At 40.8% G+C, this 19,126-nt stretch carries 15 protein-coding genes; 1 reads left to right on the forward strand and 14 read right to left on the reverse strand.

Going from position 1 to position 19,126, the window contains the following annotated elements; genetic code table 11:
- On the forward strand, positions 1-904 hold a 904-nt coding region (locus OCV47_RS12690; protein WP_262655459.1), incomplete at its 5' end, for an IS3 family transposase.
- 108 nt (positions 905-1,012) lie between these two features.
- Here OCV47_RS12690 and OCV47_RS12695 read toward each other — a convergent pair.
- From OCV47_RS12695 to OCV47_RS12760, 14 genes are all read right to left on the reverse strand, one after another.
- Positions 1,013-2,857, reverse strand: a complete 1,845-nt coding sequence (locus OCV47_RS12695; RefSeq protein ID WP_262655461.1) for a sensor histidine kinase — start codon at positions 2,855-2,857, stop codon at positions 1,013-1,015.
- A gap of 5 nt (positions 2,858-2,862) precedes the next feature.
- Positions 2,863-4,455: a response regulator transcription factor gene (locus OCV47_RS12700; protein ID WP_262655462.1), complete on the reverse strand. Its 1,593-nt coding sequence runs from the start codon at positions 4,453-4,455 to the stop codon at positions 2,863-2,865.
- Positions 4,456-4,586: 131 nt separating this feature from the next.
- Positions 4,587-5,570 carry an ABC transporter permease gene (locus OCV47_RS12705; RefSeq protein WP_262655463.1) on the reverse strand — a complete coding sequence of 328 codons (984 nt, stop codon included), beginning with the start codon at positions 5,568-5,570 and terminating at the stop codon, positions 4,587-4,589.
- 31 nt (positions 5,571-5,601) lie between these two features.
- Entirely contained in the window at positions 5,602-6,765 is a 1,164-nt protein-coding gene (locus OCV47_RS12710) for a sugar ABC transporter substrate-binding protein (RefSeq protein WP_262655465.1), read from the reverse strand.
- 21 nt (positions 6,766-6,786) lie between these two features.
- The gene (locus OCV47_RS12715) at positions 6,787-7,743 is read right to left on the reverse strand and encodes an ABC transporter permease (RefSeq protein WP_262655467.1); all 957 of its coding nucleotides are present in this window, start codon (positions 7,741-7,743) and stop codon (positions 6,787-6,789) included.
- A 17-nt stretch (positions 7,744-7,760) separates the two neighbouring features.
- Positions 7,761-9,260: a sugar ABC transporter ATP-binding protein gene (locus OCV47_RS12720; protein WP_262655468.1), complete on the reverse strand. Its 1,500-nt coding sequence runs from the start codon at positions 9,258-9,260 to the stop codon at positions 7,761-7,763.
- 24 nt (positions 9,261-9,284) lie between these two features.
- A complete protein-coding gene (gene arfA / locus OCV47_RS12725) occupies positions 9,285-10,814 on the reverse strand; it encodes an arabinosylfuranosidase ArfA (RefSeq protein ID WP_262655469.1) in 1,530 nt (509 codons plus the stop codon).
- 222 nt (positions 10,815-11,036) lie between these two features.
- Positions 11,037-11,771, reverse strand: a complete 735-nt coding sequence (locus OCV47_RS12730; protein ID WP_262655470.1) for an ABC transporter ATP-binding protein — start codon at positions 11,769-11,771, stop codon at positions 11,037-11,039.
- A gap of 9 nt (positions 11,772-11,780) precedes the next feature.
- Positions 11,781-12,788: an ABC transporter substrate-binding protein gene (locus tag OCV47_RS12735; RefSeq protein WP_256301587.1), complete on the reverse strand. Its 1,008-nt coding sequence runs from the start codon at positions 12,786-12,788 to the stop codon at positions 11,781-11,783.
- Positions 12,785-13,567, reverse strand: coding sequence for an ABC transporter permease (locus OCV47_RS12740; protein ID WP_256301585.1), 783 nt, complete (start codon positions 13,565-13,567; stop codon positions 12,785-12,787). The genes OCV47_RS12735 and OCV47_RS12740 overlap by 4 nt, the downstream gene beginning before the upstream one ends.
- Positions 13,536-13,832, reverse strand: a complete 297-nt coding sequence (locus OCV47_RS12745) for a thiamine-binding protein (protein WP_117449006.1) — start codon at positions 13,830-13,832, stop codon at positions 13,536-13,538. The genes OCV47_RS12740 and OCV47_RS12745 overlap by 32 nt, the downstream gene beginning before the upstream one ends.
- Before the next feature lie 202 nt (positions 13,833-14,034).
- Positions 14,035-16,383 (reverse strand): EAL domain-containing response regulator, encoded by a 2,349-nt coding sequence (locus tag OCV47_RS12750; RefSeq protein WP_262655472.1) that lies wholly within the window; start codon positions 16,381-16,383, stop codon positions 14,035-14,037.
- Between the two features lie 96 nt (positions 16,384-16,479).
- Positions 16,480-17,838 carry an MATE family efflux transporter gene (locus OCV47_RS12755; RefSeq protein WP_262655473.1) on the reverse strand — a complete coding sequence of 453 codons (1,359 nt, stop codon included), beginning with the start codon at positions 17,836-17,838 and terminating at the stop codon, positions 16,480-16,482.
- Between the two features lie 131 nt (positions 17,839-17,969).
- Positions 17,970-19,121 carry a Gfo/Idh/MocA family protein gene (locus tag OCV47_RS12760; RefSeq protein ID WP_262655475.1) on the reverse strand — a complete coding sequence of 384 codons (1,152 nt, stop codon included), beginning with the start codon at positions 19,119-19,121 and terminating at the stop codon, positions 17,970-17,972.
- Positions 19,122-19,126 lie beyond the last annotated feature (5 nt).

Below are 19,126 nucleotides of genomic sequence, written 5' to 3' on the forward strand. Positions count from 1 at the left end.
GCTTTCTTTAATACATAAATTATGTGAATATCAGGCAATCAGGGAACTGTCCAAATCAAAGGGATATCCTGTCAGACAAATGGGCAGATACCTTGGAATTACTCGTTCTTCTTATTACCGATGGCTGAAACATCCAAAAAGTGACAATGAGATCAGGAATGAACAGATTGCCGATATTATCAGGGAAATACATCAGCTGCATCCAGATATGGGGTATCGGCGTATCCGTGATGAACTGGCTGTAAATTATGGGATTCCTGCCAATGATAAGAGGATCCTGAGAATCTGCCGGAAAATCGGAATACAGTCATCTATCAAATGGAAACCGAAGAGCTGTACGAAAGCAGACAGGAATCCTTCCCACATTGCGAAAAACTTTCTTCATCGGGAGTTTCACGCAGATAAACCGAATGAAAAATGGCTGACAGATGTAACAGAGTTCAAATATTATATAGGGGTAGAAGTACACAAAATATATTTAAGCGCGATTCTTGATCTGTGCGACCGCAGAATTGTTTCGTATAAAATCAGCGCGCATAATGATAATTCCCTCGTTATGGATACATTTGATCAGGCGGTAACGGCAGAGCCTGATGCGCATCCGCTTTTTCATTCGGACCGGGGATTCCAATATACCAGTCAGGCATTTTATAGTCGGCTGAAGAAACATCATATGAAACAAAGTATGTCCAGAGTTGCACACTGTATTGACAATGGACCAATGGAAGGATTTTGGGGAATCTTAAAACGGGAAATGTATTATGGGAAACGCTTTACATCAAAAGAAGAATTAATCCAAAGCATCCAAGACTATATTGAATACTATAACAACCGACGACTACAGCGTAAGTTGCATATAATGACACCGATGGCCTTTCATGAACTTACGTTGAAAGCAGCATAAAAATACCGCCAGCCGGTTAATAGGCTGACGGAGAAAAATTATTATTTTTCATTGTTCTCTTGACGGGTAGCACACCAGTAGCACACCACAAAACGGGTGGCTCATTTTTTATCTGTTTTGCGTCAGCAGATCCATCCTGGTATCACAGAGTTCTCCCACTCTGGTATTCCCGTTTTTCCCTTCTTCCACATTTACCGGAAGCTTCAGCATGACTTTTGTGCCCATTTCTATTTCGGACCATATGGTGATCTCTGCCTTATTCTCATAAATATATTTGATGCGTTCTTTGATGTTTCGTATACCGATGTGTTCTCCTCTCGCTCTCTTTCCCTCATCATTTAATATTTCCTGAATTCTTTCCTGGGACATACCGGTTCCGTTATCTGCAATCTCCAGAAACAGATACTCTCTATTCTTTTTTATGGTAATTGTGATGCAGCCTCCGAGAAGTTCCCCATTCTCATCTTTATTTTCCATAATTCCATGAGCAAGCGCATTTTCCACCAGTGGCTGAAGAATATTCTTTGCGATCAGGCACTCCCGCACTCCATCTTCAATCTGTGTCTTTACTTTAAACATTCCATTGAAACGGTATTTCTGAATAATCAGGTACTTTTCTACTACATTCAGTTCCTGCTGTACTGTATCATATACTTCCGAGATCTCTATGCGCAGACGATCACGAAGAATCTCGATCATCGCTTTATTCACAATAATTACATCTTCGTTTCTTCCTTTCTGCGCAAGATATGTAATGGTATTCATGGTGTTGTATATGAAATGTGGATCTATCTGGGATACAAGAAGACTATATCGCATTCTCTGTTCAATTTTCTCTTTCTCTATGATTTCCCCGATCATCTCTTCCAGTTTACTTGCCATAATATTGAAAGATACACCCACCTGTCCAATCTCATCTCCGGACTCAATCGGTACCCGTACACCGAAATTACCGCCGGCAATGATCTCCATCTGCCCGGACACTTCCTTTAACGGTGCAATAAACTTTCTGAGAACCAGTATGGTTGCTGAGATCGTAATGATTCCAAAAAGCCCGACACTGATCAGAATCATATAGCTCTGCGTAGTATTTCTTTTCAGGACCTCTTCTTTACTAATATAAGTCAGCAATGTCCAGCCGCCAACCTGTATCGTTCTGGAAGTAAATATACCATCTTTTCTTATATAATATCCTTCCAGATAAGAATCTCCAAATTTACAGTTATCCAGAATTTCTATGTAATCAATCTCTGAATCTTCTATGCTTGGTATTACTGCATGTCTGTCTCTTGTCAGCAATACGTAATCATTACTGTAACTGCTCAGATTGTTTACGATGTAAACAATCTCATCATAAGAGGATATAATCACCAGCCTTCCAGTTACTCCATTTTTATTATATCTGGTAATATATCCGTAGCCCCTTGTGAATGCATTTCCAAACCAGGAAGATTTATTATCATCCGTGGAAAATACAAATGGTTCTATAAAATCACTGTCTCTGTCATCAGCTATATATTCCGGCATTACCTGATCCTGAATATAAGATTTCAGATTGTCTGACAGACCGACTGTGGTAGTGGCATACTTTTCCGGATTATCCACTTCCAGATACATTCCCAGCACATGATAGGTGGATACTCCGTCTTTTTGAATAATATTCGACAGATACATTCTAAGTTTTGCGTCATTGGATGATGATTTATCACTTATCCCTATTCTCAATAGCTCGTTCAATCCGTCATCTTCTGCTACTACTGAAGAAAAGCGCTTCAGTTCCTCAAAGCGCTGTTCCATACTCATAGCTACCTGCTTGTTAAAGCTCATGGCATCCTGTGCCTCTGGCTTGCTGACCAGAGAATATACCACCATTGGCGTTATGGAGGCTACAATTATATATACCAAAATCAAAACTGCCAGTTCTGCCAATATAATCTTTTTTATCAGGGACATATTTTTCATTTCTGCTTCTTTCTCTTATACTCATTTGGCGTCAAACCAGTTATCTGCTTAAATATTTTACTGAAATACTGACTGGAACCAAAACCTGTTTTCTCTGCCACCTCGTAAATCATATAAGTTTCCTCATCCAGCATCTTTTTTGCATGCTGGATTCTTACTGTATTAATATAATCCGTAATGCCGGTTCCAACCTCTTCTTTAAATTTCGTTGAAAAATAGGAATTGCTCAACCCCACCTGTTTTGCAATGATATTGGCTGACAGTTCTTCATCTCCATAGTTCTCTTCCACGATCTCCATTGCTTTTGTAATGGGCTGTGAATAACTGATTCCTTTTTTCTCTCCGTATATTTCAGACAGTTCCTCCAGTTTATAAGACAGATATTTGATCACTTCATAAGGATTACGCAAGTTGTAATTTCCTGCACCTTCTGCGATATCAAATCCCAGTGCACCACGGCTGGATGTTACACTTTCCTCCAGTCTTCGAAAGGCCAGCATCATCTCTTTCGTATACCACAGGTATGTAACGTAATCCTCCTGCTCCAGTGCGATCATAATGCTTTCTATCATACCTTCTATCTCATCTTCCCGGTTATTGCGTATCATCTCCGCAACCTGTCCGGATGTGATATTTTCGGATATTCCTGTTTCATTCTCATAGTCGCTTCTCAGTTCTAATTCCGCAATCTGTACCTCTTTTTTTACATAAAACTGATTCATCTGTTCGCGATTTTCCCGATAGAAAAGTCCAAACTGTCTGATGGCACACGCTTTTGAATAAAACAGCACGTTGTATTCATTATCCGTTGCCTTATTAATCTCTTTAAAAATGCCGCAGGTTAAATGATAAATCTGTTCATAGATCTCCTTCTGCGACACAAAATTACTTTCCATTTTCATCACTACCAATATCTCATACTCATTGATTGGAAACAGGACAAATTTTTCTACCCTGAAGTTTTCTATTCCTTTGTTTACAATCCGGTAAATCAGTTCTTCGTCATTATATTCTTCACTGCCAATCCCAGGAAGAAATTCTTCCATAAACTTCGGAATCCGCCTTCTTGCCAGAATGAGATAATGATACTTTTTATGCAGACTGATATAATCTGTATCACTTAATATTTCTTTGTATTCTTTTTCTTCTTTATTTTTAAGAAACAGCTCTTTAAAAATTGCTTTCTGCGTATATCTCTGTTTTTGATGTTCTTTTTCAATCTTTTCTTTTAATTTCAGTATTTTACTTAAAAAAACTTCTTCATCAATATCACTTTTCAATAAATAATCATCTATTCCAAGCCGTATCGCTTCCTGTATATAATCAAAATTTTTATATCCGGACAAAAAAAGAATGTGCACATTTTGATCAATTTCCCTGATTGCGGCCGCAAAATCCAATCCATCCATACCATACATACAAATGTCACTGATAATCAGATCCGGTCTTTTTTTCCTGAAAACCTTCAGTGCCTGCTGGGCATCCGACATGACTCCTACCAGTTCAAACCCGTATATTTTCCAATCTATGATATTCTCAATATATTCTAACGCAAGTTTTTCATCATCTACTAATAGTACTTTTATCATGTCCTCACCCTGTCTTTCTGTCTGTTTGTGAGATAGCCGTCTACCCCAAATTATACAGTGGCACCCGAATCTGTGCAACAGATATTCTTTATCTATCACAGTCCAACTCGGATGCCACTTAACTGTACTTATTATGCTATCTTATTTTCCAGTAATTTCTTTTCTTTTTTGTTTTGAATATAATCCAGTATTCTCTGGTTATTGTATGTATAGATCATAATAATCAAAAGGAATACTCCTGATGCAGTATCCTGAAGAGAGGAGGACAGTCCCAGGCTCATCAGACCGCTTGTCAGCATGTTCAAAACAAAGTTACCTACGAAAATACCAATTGTCAGGTTACAATACTGTTCCAGTGCAAGTCCTACATAGATTCCAAGCAGACAGTTGAAAATAATATTGGTACTTGACATATACATTGGTGTATCAATGGATCCCTGGATTGAAATCCGAAGCAATGCTGCGACTCCCAGAAATACTGCAGATACTACATAACACATAAATGCTGTTTTCTTTGTATTTACACCACCATTTTTTGCTATCTGCTGAGAGCTTGCGCAAGCTCTTACATTATATCCGAACTTTGTGTAATTAAATATAATGTAAAACAGGACTGCCATGACTGCAAATATAATCACACAATATGGAAAATGTCCTAATAATGTAGTTTCTCCGCTGATTGCTGTTACCCAGGAAATACTTGTCAGGTTAGATAATGTTTCATAAATCATACATACACCAAGAGCGGTAACGATTGCCGGCACACGAAGTACCATATAAGCAATACCAGAAATCACTCCAAGTACAATTCCTGATCCAACTACCAGCAGCGCAAACGCCGGCAGACTGATCTGGTATAAATATACCATCTTTGCTCCAAACATGCTTGCCAGCATAACAACTGCACCTGCACTTAAATCCATCCTGTTACACAGAACGTTGCAACACATTGCATAAGATATTAACGTCGGAACCAGGGTTTGTTTAAAGTTCATGATAATCGTTGCTGATTTTCCAAATTTTCCTCTTGAAAGGATGAAAAACAGCAGATACACCAGTACTGGTAGCAAAATTACTGTGATCGCATTTTTCAATTTGGTGGATTGTGTGTTCATTTTATTCCCCTTTCCGGTTATCGATCAGTAATTACGCACCATGTCTCTGCATTGTATCTTCTGTGCTGTAGTTTGCACCCATTTCCAGTAAGGTATCTGCAGATGCATCTGGATTGTATTTTACAATAACATCTTCAAGTTCTTCTGCTGTCCAGCAGTAAACACCATCATTATTCAGGTATGTTTCAAAGTTTTCGAACTCTTCTGCTGTCTTGCATGTAATGAAGTTTACAGGAACTTCTGTTTTTTCAAGTGGTGTGCCATTCAGCGCATTGTACATCATGATGAATGGGAATACGATATCTACATACTGACCACCGATTGCGCATACAGTTGTTCCGCTTGCCAGTGCTTCGCCGCATGTTTCAGAAAGGTCAACGAATGCGATCTTAACTTCGCCTTCTCTGCCTGCTGATTTGATTGGTTCTGTACAATATTCGATACCAAGTAAGGTAATAGCGATACCATCGATTGTATCATCTGCTGCCAGATAATCTTCTACTGCTTTTGTAAATTCAAGTCCTCTGTATTCGCCTGCTTTTTTGATTTCCGGATGCTCTTCAAAAGCTTCCATCATACCCTGCCAACGTCTGTCATGGCATGTGATACCAGGTTCATAACCGATTGGTGCGATATTCTTGCAGCCTGCATCGATTAAGCTTTCTACGATATCTTTACCAGCCTGTACTTCTGATTCGTAAGCACCGCCTACAAAGTAATCACTTGCATATACCTGATCTTTGATTTCATCATCGATCTGAGACCAGCCTACTCCCATGTATACGCCATTGTCTTCACAGATCTTCAGACCCTGTAATACAGCTGTTCCTGAGAAGTTTGTTGTAATGATACCATCTACACCCTGTGCACATAAGTTTTCGATACCTGCCAGGTAAGTTTCATCTGCAAAGTTCTCAATAATGTAGTATGTGAATTTAACGCCAAAAGATTTTCCCAAGTAATCTGTGTATGCTTTCAGTTTTGAGCACAGATAATCTGTTGTCGTATGAATTACAACACCAATTGTATATTCACCGTTTTCATCACCACAAACTTCTCCACTTTGTCCGCCCCATACTGCAGCTGTTTCTGGATCTTCTGTCTGATCTTCTGCAAATACGCTGAAGCTAAACATTGATAATACCATTGCTACTGTCAGTAAACAAGATACCACTTTTTTAATTATAGTTTTCACTCTTTTTTCCTCCTTTTTTCATTACTGCCATATACCATCTTTATTCTTGATATAAGTCAGGAATACGATGATCAGCAACACGAGCCCCTGAATACCTTCAATGACACGTTCATTTACTCCCAATATTATTAATCCATTACGTAATACAATTACGGAAAGACTTCCGATCAGGGCTCCGATCATCTTTGCCCTTGATCCACCGGAAAGGGGAACTCCTCCGAGTACCAATGCGGTGATAACATTCATTTCAAGACCCTGTCCTGTTGATGTACTTACGCTTCCTGCTCTTGCCATCAGGATAAAGCCTCCAACACCTACTGTGATGCCACTGATCAGATAGGCAATCATCTTGGTGCGTTCCACATTGACACCTGCCTGCTGTGCTGCCAGCGGATTTCCACCAATTGCTTTATTTGCTTTTCCAATCCAGCTCTTTTCGAACAGGAGATAGCAAATAATAAAAGCCACAACCAGCACAACAATTTTTACGGTCCAGTTATCATAATTATAGATGTACACCGGAACACTATATTTTTCCTTTGCACAAACTGTATTTAAGATACCTCGACACATATACATAATACATAAGGATGTAATAAATGGAGACACTCTTAAGTAGACGGATACAATACCATTCAACATAAACCATACTACTGCTGATACAATGTTGACAATGACAATTACTGGAAATGGTGCTCCTGCCCGTCCAATCAGGATTCCACATAATACACTGAATCCAATAACACTTCCATATGAAAGATCCATTCCACCATGGGAATATACAAAGATCGCACCAAATGCCATGATTGCAACATATACCGACTGATTCAGAATACTTTTGATATTTCCCTGAGTAAGTAGCTTTCCATCACCAAAGACCTGAAATACAATGATCATAATTGCAAGTCCAAGGAAAGGTATGATCTTATTTAATATATTCGTATAGGAAATACTGCTTTCTTCTTTTTTCTTTTCCATTCAAGTCCACTCCTTTCCTATACCATTTCTTTGATCAGTAATGATTCTGACAGTTTTTCTGATCGATCAAAGGTCTTCTGAACTTTTCCGTCTTTCATGATCATGATCTTATCGCTCATACCGATCAGCTCTGGAAGCTCTTCTGAAATCATAATAATGGATTTTCCTTCCTGCTTCAGCTGATACATTAACTGATACATAAATGCCTTTACACCAATATCAATACCTCGTGTCGGACAGTCCAGAATAAATATTTCAGATTTATTTCCAAGCCATTTTCCAAAAACAACTTTCTGCTTATTACCACCACTCAAATCCCTTACATCCTGGGACATTTCCCGGCATTTGATACTCATACCTTTAATCTGTTCCTGTGTAAATTTCTTCTCTGCAGATTTGAATATCAAACCGCCCTTGGAAATCAAGGACATAGATGGCAACACAGTATTTTCCATAATACTTGCAGAAAGAATCAAAGCTTCCTGGTCTCTGTTCTTGGATACATAACCAATCTTATGGTTAATTGCCACTTTCGGATTGGAAATTTCTGTTCCGTCTCCAAGGGTTACTTTTCCGATCAAAGGCTTTTCTATGCCAAAGAGAATTTTTCCCAGATCATGCATACCGCAGTCTGTCAGACCGCCGATACCAAGAATTTCACCTTTATGCAGTTCCAGCGAAATATCTTCCAAGGTGTGACTTTTCCAGATTTTCTCTGCTTTTAGTACTACTTCATCTGAAAAACTTCCATCGTAATCACTTCTGTAATAACTTCCGGTCAGTTTTCGTCCAACCATCAGTTCTTTGATTCGTTCTTCTTCAAATTCACTCTTGGGCAGCTGTTCAATAAAATCTCCATCACGCAGAACGATCAGCTGGCTGCAGACTTCCATGATCTCTTCCAGGTCATGTGAAATAAAAATAACTGCTTTATTTTCATCACAGAATTTACGAATCAGACGATAGATAATATCCCTGCCTTTCTGTGACAATGCTGTCGTGGTCTCATCTACAATGAAGATTTCCGGATCATTATAGATAGCTCGTACTACTTCTATCAGCTTTCTGTCTTCCAGGCCGTAATTGGATATCGGTGCATCCGGTTTGATGTCTGTGATACCCACTTTTTCCATTGCTTTTTTCGCAGCTTCATACATCTGCTTACGATTTACAATGCCATGCTGTGTAAACATTTCTTCCCGACCAAGGAAAATATTATCTGCCACTTTAATTCCTGGCAGTGTTCCCATTTCCTGTGTAACCATGCTGATGCCATGCTTCTGTGCATCCAGAGGATTTGTCGGTTTATATGGCTGACCTTTTAACTCAAGGCTTCCAGATGTCGGTGGATATACACCGGATATGATAGAAGAAAACGTAGATTTTCCTGATCCATTTTCTCCTATCAGTCCGATGATTTCTCCACGGTGGATTTCAACTGAAATTCCATTGAGCGCATGAGTCTGACCGAAATGTTTTACTATATCATGTGACTTTAAAATAACTTCACCACTCATACGATTCCTCTCAATTCCTGCTGCTTATCCATAGATGACAATGTTCCATGACATTTTTGGTAATACAACCTTTGTGCTGTCTGCCGGAACTTCCAGTTCTTTCATCACTACACGATCCGGATCTTCAAATGTATTGCGGGCTTCCAGATCATCTCCGTTTAATACCAGATGTTTTTTCACTTTCTTGTCTCCGTATCCCTGAAGTTCCATTTCAAATTCAGTATCTTCATCCTGGCTGCAGTTCAGTACAAATACTCTGACTTCATCTGTTTCTTCATTATATACAACTGCCGGTTCCACAATCGGAAGATCTCCGAATTCACAATTATAAGTTTCTGCATCTACCACTGCTTTCATGGTAACACCATGTCCATATTTGCTTAACATATGGAATGGATGGTAAATTGTCTGTTTAAAGATACCGCCATTACGGATCGTTGTAATCGGTGCAATTACATTGATCAGCTGTGCCAGACACGCAATTTCTACGGTATCTACATTATTTAACAGTGTAATTCCAAGTCCACCAACTACCAGCGCATCCAGCAGAGAATATTTTTCCTGAAGGATACTTGGTGCTACTTCCCATTTTTCTGCGGAAGTCATTTCAAATGTAGTAAGTCCTGCAAGATCATCCAGTGAATCCAGTTTAATATCCTGGAAGTTCCATACATTCCATTCATCCAGACAGATCTTAATATCTTTATCAAAATGATTCTTTGCTTTTACGAATTCAACGGCTTTTGCACTTGCCTTAATATGGGTATCCAGCTGTTTATATGCTGCAAGGAAATTGGTTGTTCCCTGACCTGCATTCATAGTATAGTTATGAGTAGAAATGTAGTCTACCTGCTCATACAGTTCTGTCAGCATGACTCTGTCCCATTCCAGATAAGTTGGAAGCATTTCATAACTGCTTCCGCAGGCAACCAGTTTAATGCTCGGGTCTACCCATCTCATAATTTTAGCAGCTTCCAGTGCTTTCTTCGTATAATCTTCAGCGGAAAGATGTCCTGCCTGCCAGCTTCCTTCCATTTCATTTCCAAGGCACCAGTATTTGATATTATATGGTTCCGGATGACCATTTTGGGCTCTCAGATCACTCCAGTAGGTTCCACCCGGATGGTTGCAATATTCTACCAAATCTCCTGCATCTTTAATAGAGCCAGTTCCCAGATTTACTGCGATCATTGGTTCTATTCCGACTTTTTCAGCCCACTGACAAAATTCATCGATTCCAAATTCATTTGTTTCAATAGTTGCCCATGCATAATCCATTCTTCTTGGTCTCTGTTCCTTTGGACCAATTCCATCATGCCAGTCATAGCAGGAAACAAAGTTTCCGCCCGGGTAACGAATTACTGGCACTCCAAGTTCCTTTACCAGTTCAGCTACGTCCATCCGATACCCTTTTTCATCTGCTGTCGGATGTCCCGGTTCATAAATACCTGAATAAATGCTCCTTCCCAGATGTTCTGTAAAGGAAGAATACAGTTTGTTATCAATCTTTCCGATCTCGTAATGCTTATCACTGAAACATTTTGCGTATCTCATTTTCATCCTCCAATCCTTATTGTTGCACTGCTTCGCTTTTGTTAATTGGATTTTATTATTTTTCTATTAAAAATGTGTCTACTAATTCTTCCTGTTTGTGCAGTATTTTTCCATTTTTCGATTTTTTTCCAAAAAATGTGTAAAATTTTTCGAAAAAAATACCATGGATAAGAAAATATTCTCATTCCATGGTATTTCCAATATCTATTCAGCTGTTTTCTATTATAATTTACTGATAATCTGTCTCTTGTATGCAAGAAATTCTTCTGATAATGGGAAATCCTCTCCCCTTGGCTTCTTTTCCTTTATAACGATTTCATCTCTGATCTGCCCTGGTTTTCCATTCAGAATATAGATCCGATCAGAAAGCAAAATTGCTTCATCAATGTCATGAGTGATAAATAATGTAGACAAATCAATATGCTGCATAATGTTCAGATACCACTTATGAACACTGGATTTCGTCAGGGTGTCCAGTGCGCTGAACGGTTCATCCAGAAGTGCCACACCACCAGAAGACAAATACGTTCGAAGAAGCGCCGCACGCTGCCGCATTCCGCCGGATAACTGATGCGGATACTGATACTGTGTTCCTTCCAGTCCGAACTCTGAAAAAAGCGGATCCGCCTTCTGCCTTGCCTCTTTTTTCTTCATGCCCTTTAATACCAACGGCAGTGATACATTATCGATCACCTTCTTATGTTCCAGCAAAAGATCTTTCTGAAGCATATAACTGATACTTCCTGGTGAAGATGTCACATCTTTATCGTTCAGATATACTTTTCCCTCTTCCGGTGTCACCAGACCGGAAAGGATATGAAACAGAGTTGTCTTTCCCGAGCCACTGACTCCAAGAAGCGATACCAATTCTCCTTTTTCCAGATGAATACTGATATCCTTCAGGACTTGATTCTCTCCATAAGATTTTGTAATATGCTCTGCTTTGACTACTGACATATCTGCTCCTTACTGCGGCAGATAATCATTGGAAAAGCCAATGCCGGTCAGATCCTTCTCACAAAGATCATTCTCATAAAGCCAGCTGTAAAATGCATTCCATCTGTCCGCATCGATCACTCCCCAGCTGTCTGCATCATCAATATATTTTGCAGATAAGAATTCCTGGCTCTTCTTTACCAGTTCTTCTGCACCTTTCAGGGATCCGGTATTGTCTCCTGCAATCAGCATATCTGCTGCTTCTTCCGGGTGTTCTGCTGCATATTCATATCCTTTTGCTGTTGCTTCCATGAATGCCCTGGCCTGCTCAGGATTGGATTCCAGATAATCATTATTGGCAATGATTACCGGAGTATAATAGTCAAATACCGGATTTACATCAGCGAAATTGAAATAGTCACACTCTACTCCTTCTACTTCTGAATTGATATAGCCCCATCCCTCAAATACCCAGATTGCATCGGTCTGATGTGCGGCCAGTGCTGCAGGTTCATCCGTAATATCATTTGGAATCAGAGTCACTTTACTGAAATCTCCGCCATCTCCGTTTACTACATTTTCCAGCATAGCAAGTTCGATTGGGGATTCCCAGGTAGAATACGTCTTGCCTGTCAGTCCTGCAGGGGTGTCGATGCCATCACCTGCTCTGGAAATAATACCAGATGTATTATGCTGAATCACTGCTGCTACTGCAGTAATTCCAAGTGGATCATCCAACGCCAGCGAAGCTGCCATGGTATCCTGTGCCTGGATCGCAAACTGTGCCTGTCCTGCTGCACACATCAGTGCAGATCCGTCTTCAGGTGGCTGTACAATCTCTACATCCAGTCCTGCTTCCTCATAATATCCCTGAGCCTGTGCTACATAAATACCTGTATGATTGGTGTTCGGGGTCCAGTCCAGACAAAAAGTAATCTTTTCTGTGTCTTTCTCTTCCGCAGATGCTCCAACTGCAAATGCAGCTGCAAGAGCCACTGTCATCATTGGTACTGCATATTTTTTTACATTCTTTCTCATCTCTTTTTTTCTCCTTTTTCTGTATGAAGCCATGGCATTACAATTCTTCTGATCACATTGACCGCCAGAAGCAGCAACAGACTGATCACTACGATAAAGATAATCACGGCAAACATTTTATCAAAAGCATATGCTTTTTTTACTCTCGTCATATATACACCAAGTCCGTTAAAGCCTCCCAGCCATTCAGAAACTACCGCTCCCACCACTGCATAAGACGCTGAGATCTTCAATCCCGAAAAGAAATGCGGAAGTGCCGAAGGAAACTTTACATGGTAAAAGATCTGTGCTCTGCTGGCTCCCATGGCCTGCAGCAAATGCACCGCATCCATATCCACACTTTTATATCCATCCAAAAGGCCTATCGTAATCGGGAAAAATGTGGTAATCACTACCAGGGTAATCTTTGGTGCCATACCAAACCCCATCCAAAGGACCAGAATCGGTGCTATCGCAATGGTCGGTATCGTCTGCGTAATGATCATAATCGGATAAAAGGCCTGATCCAATATTGGGAATCGATCCATCATGGTGGCAAACAGAAAAGCCAGGCAAACACCAATCACCAGTCCATAAAAAGACTCCTGCAGTGTAAATCCTGCATGAAACAAAATGGTGGATCTGTCATTCACCAGCGCCTGACATACCGCCACCGGTGAAGGAAGCATATAAGAAGGCAGCAGCCCTGATATGCTTACCAGCTGCCAGGCAATCAATATCGCAGCAATGGCCACAACCGGCGGTATCTTACTGGTGATGTTTGGAAACTTTTTTTTCAATGGTCAGCACATCCCCTTCTGGCTTGTACGAAATCTTTACATAAACACTCATAGCCTTACAGCCTGCCCGTTCAGCTACATGCTGGCATTCCTTTACAATGTCCATCAGTTCATCGTAATCACCTTCAATCGTTGTCTCAAACGGTCCAACATAATAATTCAGTCCCGTAGAACGAATATAGGCAATCACCTCATCCACAATTCGAATCACTTCATTCTCGTCCTGCACATTTGGCAGTACCTGAATCGCTACACTTGCATTCATTTTCTTTTCCTCCTTATTGAAAAAAGAGCACCTGCTGTCAGCAGATGCTCTTCTGGTCTTAACACTTCCTACACTGGCATGATCCAACAGGTTAAAGGGTCTAAGGACTACCTTACTCTCAGCTTCTCAATCGAAACTCCCCCGGTCTTTCTTCTTTTATATTCTTTTCGATTATAATACAACTGCTCTCAAAAGACAAGTCCTATTTCCGTTCTGACTGTTCCTTTTCTACCATTGCATCATATACTTCGTATGGCTGTGGCATGGCATAATAAAAGCCCTGTATCTCATCGCACTGCATTTTTCTCAGGAATTCCACCTGTTCCTTTTTCTCCACACCTTCTGCCAGGACTTTCATATCCAGCCCGTGCGCCAGTGCTATCGTATGCTGGATCACCTGGTCTCCTCTGGAATTGCCAATGTAATCAATCAACGCCTTGTCCAGTTTCAATACATGAAACGGAAGTACATTCAGACTGGTCATAGAGGAATAGCCAGATCCAAAGTCATCCATGTGAAGCATAAATCCCACATTCACCATCTTCTCTGTCAGGCCCTGAATCTGTATACTGTACAATGCTGCTGTTTCCGTCAGTTCAATCGGAACAGACTCGAAAGGATTCTCATTATCATATACAATCTGCGCATAACGCTCCACAATTCCATCATGATGCAGGGTAGCACGAGACAGATTCACAGAAACAGGCAGTACCACTTTTCCCTGCTTCATGCGCTCTTTCTGTTTCTGGCAGACTTTCCGGAATACATACTCATCCAGACGCACAATCAATCCATTTTTCTCAAACAACGGAATAAATTCTCCTGGAGAGATCATCGTACCATCGCTCTTTTTCCAGCGCACAAGTGCTTCCGCCCCTGCAATTCGTTCTGTCTTCACATCATACTTTGGCTGATACCAGACAACAAATTCTTCGTCAGCAATTGCTCTGTCGAAGTCATTTTCCATCATTAGTTCTCTGATATGCTGCTGACTCATGGCACTGTCATAGGTCGCTACACTGTGTTCATAACTATACTGAATGCTTTTCATTGCCATGAAAGCCCTGTCACAGATAATCGTCAATGGCTGTGTCAGATCTGCATTCTCATAAATACCATACTTAATGACCAGGTTCTGAATCGGTGCTTCTTCCACAATCTTCTTTACCCGTTCTTCCACTGTCTCTACTGACAGATCCATTTCCCCGTATGTAATACATACAAACTGGTCACTCCCATAACGAGCCAGAATTCCTTCTTTCATAGAATCAGAAAATACCTTAGCAATATATACCAGAACCCGGTCTCCAGCTTTATCACCATAAATACTGTTCACCAGCTTAAAGTTCCGAATATCTGCCACGATAATGTGAAATTTCTGATCCGACTTATAATTAATCAATGTCTTCGCATGATGGAAAAATGCCTGTCTGGTATATAATCCAGTCAGTTCATCATACTCTATGGCAGACAAGGCTGCTGCCGACTCTCTCAACTTGATCACACTATTCAGTCTTCCTTTTACCACTTTTGGATTATATGGTTTGGAGACAAAATCCACTGCGCCAAGCTCAAGACAGTGTTCTTCGTCCTCTGGCCGGTTGCTTCCTGTTGTCACAATCACCGGCACGGAGGAAAGCATGATATCATCCTTAATTCTTTCCAGAAATTCAAATCCATCACAGACTGGCATATAAACATCCAATAATACTGCCGACAATTCTTTGTAATGCTGCGAAAGCATCTTTAATCCTTCTTCTCCATTCTCTGCCGTCAGGACCTCAAACTGTCCGACCAGCAACTCGGTCAGCATCTCCCGGTTCAGTTCATTATCTTCTACTACCAGTATTTTTCGCTTTGTTACCGTTTTCCTCGGAACAATCATACTCTCTAATTCATTTCTTCTGACATCATTATCTTCATTTGCGAAAGCAAAAACAATATTTTCCAGATCTTCTCTCTCTTCTAATCTGGCACATTTCAGATAATAATAGTGTATTTCCTCACCAATCTTCACACGGTAATGCATTGTAATCCGATTCAGAGCTTTCAGCTGCTCACACAACTCCGGCATATTTAACAGAATCTTCAGTTTTCCCTGGTCTTCCGGTACTACAGCCTCTTCTATATACTGTCTCATAGTCTTCTCATACACATCATCTGTATATAACATAGGATTCCATGTCAGCACCTGACCAGAATAACGATAGCTCTGCATCTGCTGTGTCCTGGTGTTCACCGATAAAATATCGCTGTATCCATTCCCCAGAATATTGATTACACTCAGCTGGCGTAAGCTTTCCTCATTGTTTGGCAGCAGACCCACCAGCTTCTCTCCTGTGCCAACTGTGCTGAATACCATTGCATGTCCACAGGAATGATCTTTCATATTAATTTCCACTGCATCCACGGTCTCATACCGATGACGGATCGGATCCAGATAAGTATGCGGTCCTTCTATCTGATTATTGACAGGACAAACTTCGCATGGTGCACCCAGATTCATAAGACACTGATAGCACTTTTTTCCTCTTCCCAATACCTGATACATTTTCCACCCTTACAGCTGATGGCATAGTAACATATGGTTATTATAACACCCTGCTTTTTCTATGTCCACCTGGAAGAATAAATTTATGTGTAACGATTAACCTGAAGTTTTTGTCTCTTTCGTCAGTTTTTTCATCCAGTTTCCATAATTTACTTTCCAGAATACCGGTACACATTTGATGAACTGATCAATATTCAGACAAACCACCACAACCGCCGGTGATGCGTCTGCTACGAAAGCCATATAACAGGACAATGGTATCACAATCAGACAAATACAGATACTGTCCAGCTTTGCTCCAAATTCTACGCATCCTCCACCTTTGATAATTCCTGCATTGGCTGGCATCTGATAAGCCATAAACACATATACTACACTCAAAATTATCAGAAAATGATTAGCCAGTACCATGGCTTCCGGACTGAGATCATACAGACTCAGAATCGGAATCCGGATGAAATACAGGAATATCCCACCTGTTACCGCCAATATAACAAACAATATCTGCAATTTTCTGGCATATTTCTTTACCAGTTCTCCATCCCCTATTCCAATAGTTTTTCCAATCACCACACTGGCGGCTGATGCCGCACCCACTGCTGCTGATTTCACCATCAGATAAAGATTGGAGGCCGCACTGTTAGCTGCAATTGCGGCAGAATTCATATGTCCCAGTACCACAGTCTGCATGGCTGTATTGATGCCCCACAGACCGCAAAGCATCAAAAGTGGAAGCGTAATCTTCAGGTAATCCCGCAGAAACTGCCAGTCCATTTTAAGGAAATCTGTCAGCTTCAGACGCAGATACCTTTCCTTACGTGCCACATAAAAGATCAAAATTCCACATTCCAGAATTCTGGCCGTTAAGGTACCGATGGCCGCTCCGGTCACTCCAAGTTCTGGTGCGCAAAATCTTCCGAAAATCAGTACATAATTGATTCCACAATTCACAACCAGCGCCATCACAGACAAGCGTAAAGCAATCCCTGCAACTTCCGTACTGCGAAGCGCCGCCAAAAGCATCTGTGTTACTGCAAAAAACAGATAAGTAAAACGGATTGTATGAAGATACCGGACTCCTTCTTCTATAATCTGCCGGTCGCTGGTAAAACACAACATAGCCTGCTCCGGAAAAACTGAAATCACTGCAAACAGAATCACTGCGACTGCAATACCAAAATGCATGGCAAGGGCAATGATTTTTTTCATTGGTGCAAACTGTTTCTTTCCCCAGTACTGACTGCAAAAAATCACCATTCCATCGCCAAACGCAATCAGCAGCTGCTGATAAAGAAACTGTATTTGATTTACAGAAGTCACTCCTGACAAAGATATCTCACCGTATGATCCCAACATAATATTATCTGCCAGATTCACACTCAACGTCACTATATTCTGCAGTACCAGCACAACATAGAGTCTGAAAAAACTTTTATAAAATTCCCGATCCTTCATTTCTTATTCTGTTCACTTTCTGTAGCGTCTTATTTCCATAGCATTTTCTATTATAACTATAACAGAAAATGCCACCGCTGAGACAGATAATCTCAACGGTGGTTTCTCTTAAAATAATACATAACCTCAATTTATACTTCTGTCCACCCAGATCCATTCTTTCCGCTGTTTACAACTGCATGAATAAATCTGACACCGGACACTCCATCCGAAACAGATGGATAATCTCCTGCTTTCTCTGGGGCATGACCATTTACACACTCCAGTACATCTGCCATAAATCCATGATAAATATTAGCAAATGCAAATGTCAGTCCTTCCGGATGTCCGGATGGGATGTGATTCCGTTCTGCTGCCATTCCGGTAATGTATCCAGTTCCTCTATGATAGATCTGATCTGGCTGTCCCTTTTTGGTCACTTTCAGATAATCTGGGTCTTCCTGTACCCATTCCAGTGAACCTTCGCTGCCAAAGATCCGTATCACCAGACCATTCAGATGTCCGGCACATACTTGTGAACAACTGTATACACCATGTACTCCATTCTCATATTCTACCAGAATATTGGCATTCAAATCCAGATCCATGCCATAGTTATCCAGAACAGCTGCCACCTTTTTCGGATGCATTCCTGTGATATAAGCCACGGTATCTTCAATATGAGTTCCGATGTCACCTACACAGTTGGAAATGCCAGATTTCGCCGGGTCCGTTCTCCAGACAGACATCTTCGTTGTTGTCTGGTTACCGCCGCCGATCTCATCAATCAGCCAGTCCTGCAGATATTCTGCATTTATGTTTACAATATTACCAATCTCACCTGCTGCTACCAGTTCCCTGGCCAGTTTTACCATTGCATATCCAGTGTAAGTATAAGTCACTGCAAACATCAGATGCTTTTCTTTTGCAATTCGTTCCAGTTCTTCTCCCTGTTCCACAGTAAAACATAGTGGTTTTTCACAAGCTACATGAATTCCTGCTTCCAGAAATGCTTTCGCCACTTCATAATGCGTTGCATTTGGCGTTACGATCGATACAAAATCAATTCCATCTTCTCTGGCACTCTCTGCTTTTGCCATTTCTTCATAGGAAGCATACAGTCTGTCCGCTGCAATTCCATAAAAGTCACCGGTTTCCTGATTTTTTTCCCTTCTGGAGCTAAAGCATCCGGCCACCAGATCTGCTGTTTCTTCCAGTGCAATGGCTCTTCTGTGTACTGCACCGATAAATGCACCGATCCCTCCGCCAACCATTCCATATCTCAGTCTTTTTCTGTCACCCATTTTTA

Origin of the sequence: Muricoprocola aceti (assembly GCF_025567005.1) — a bacterium.
GTDB lineage: Bacteria > Bacillota > Clostridia > Lachnospirales > Lachnospiraceae > Marvinbryantia > Marvinbryantia aceti.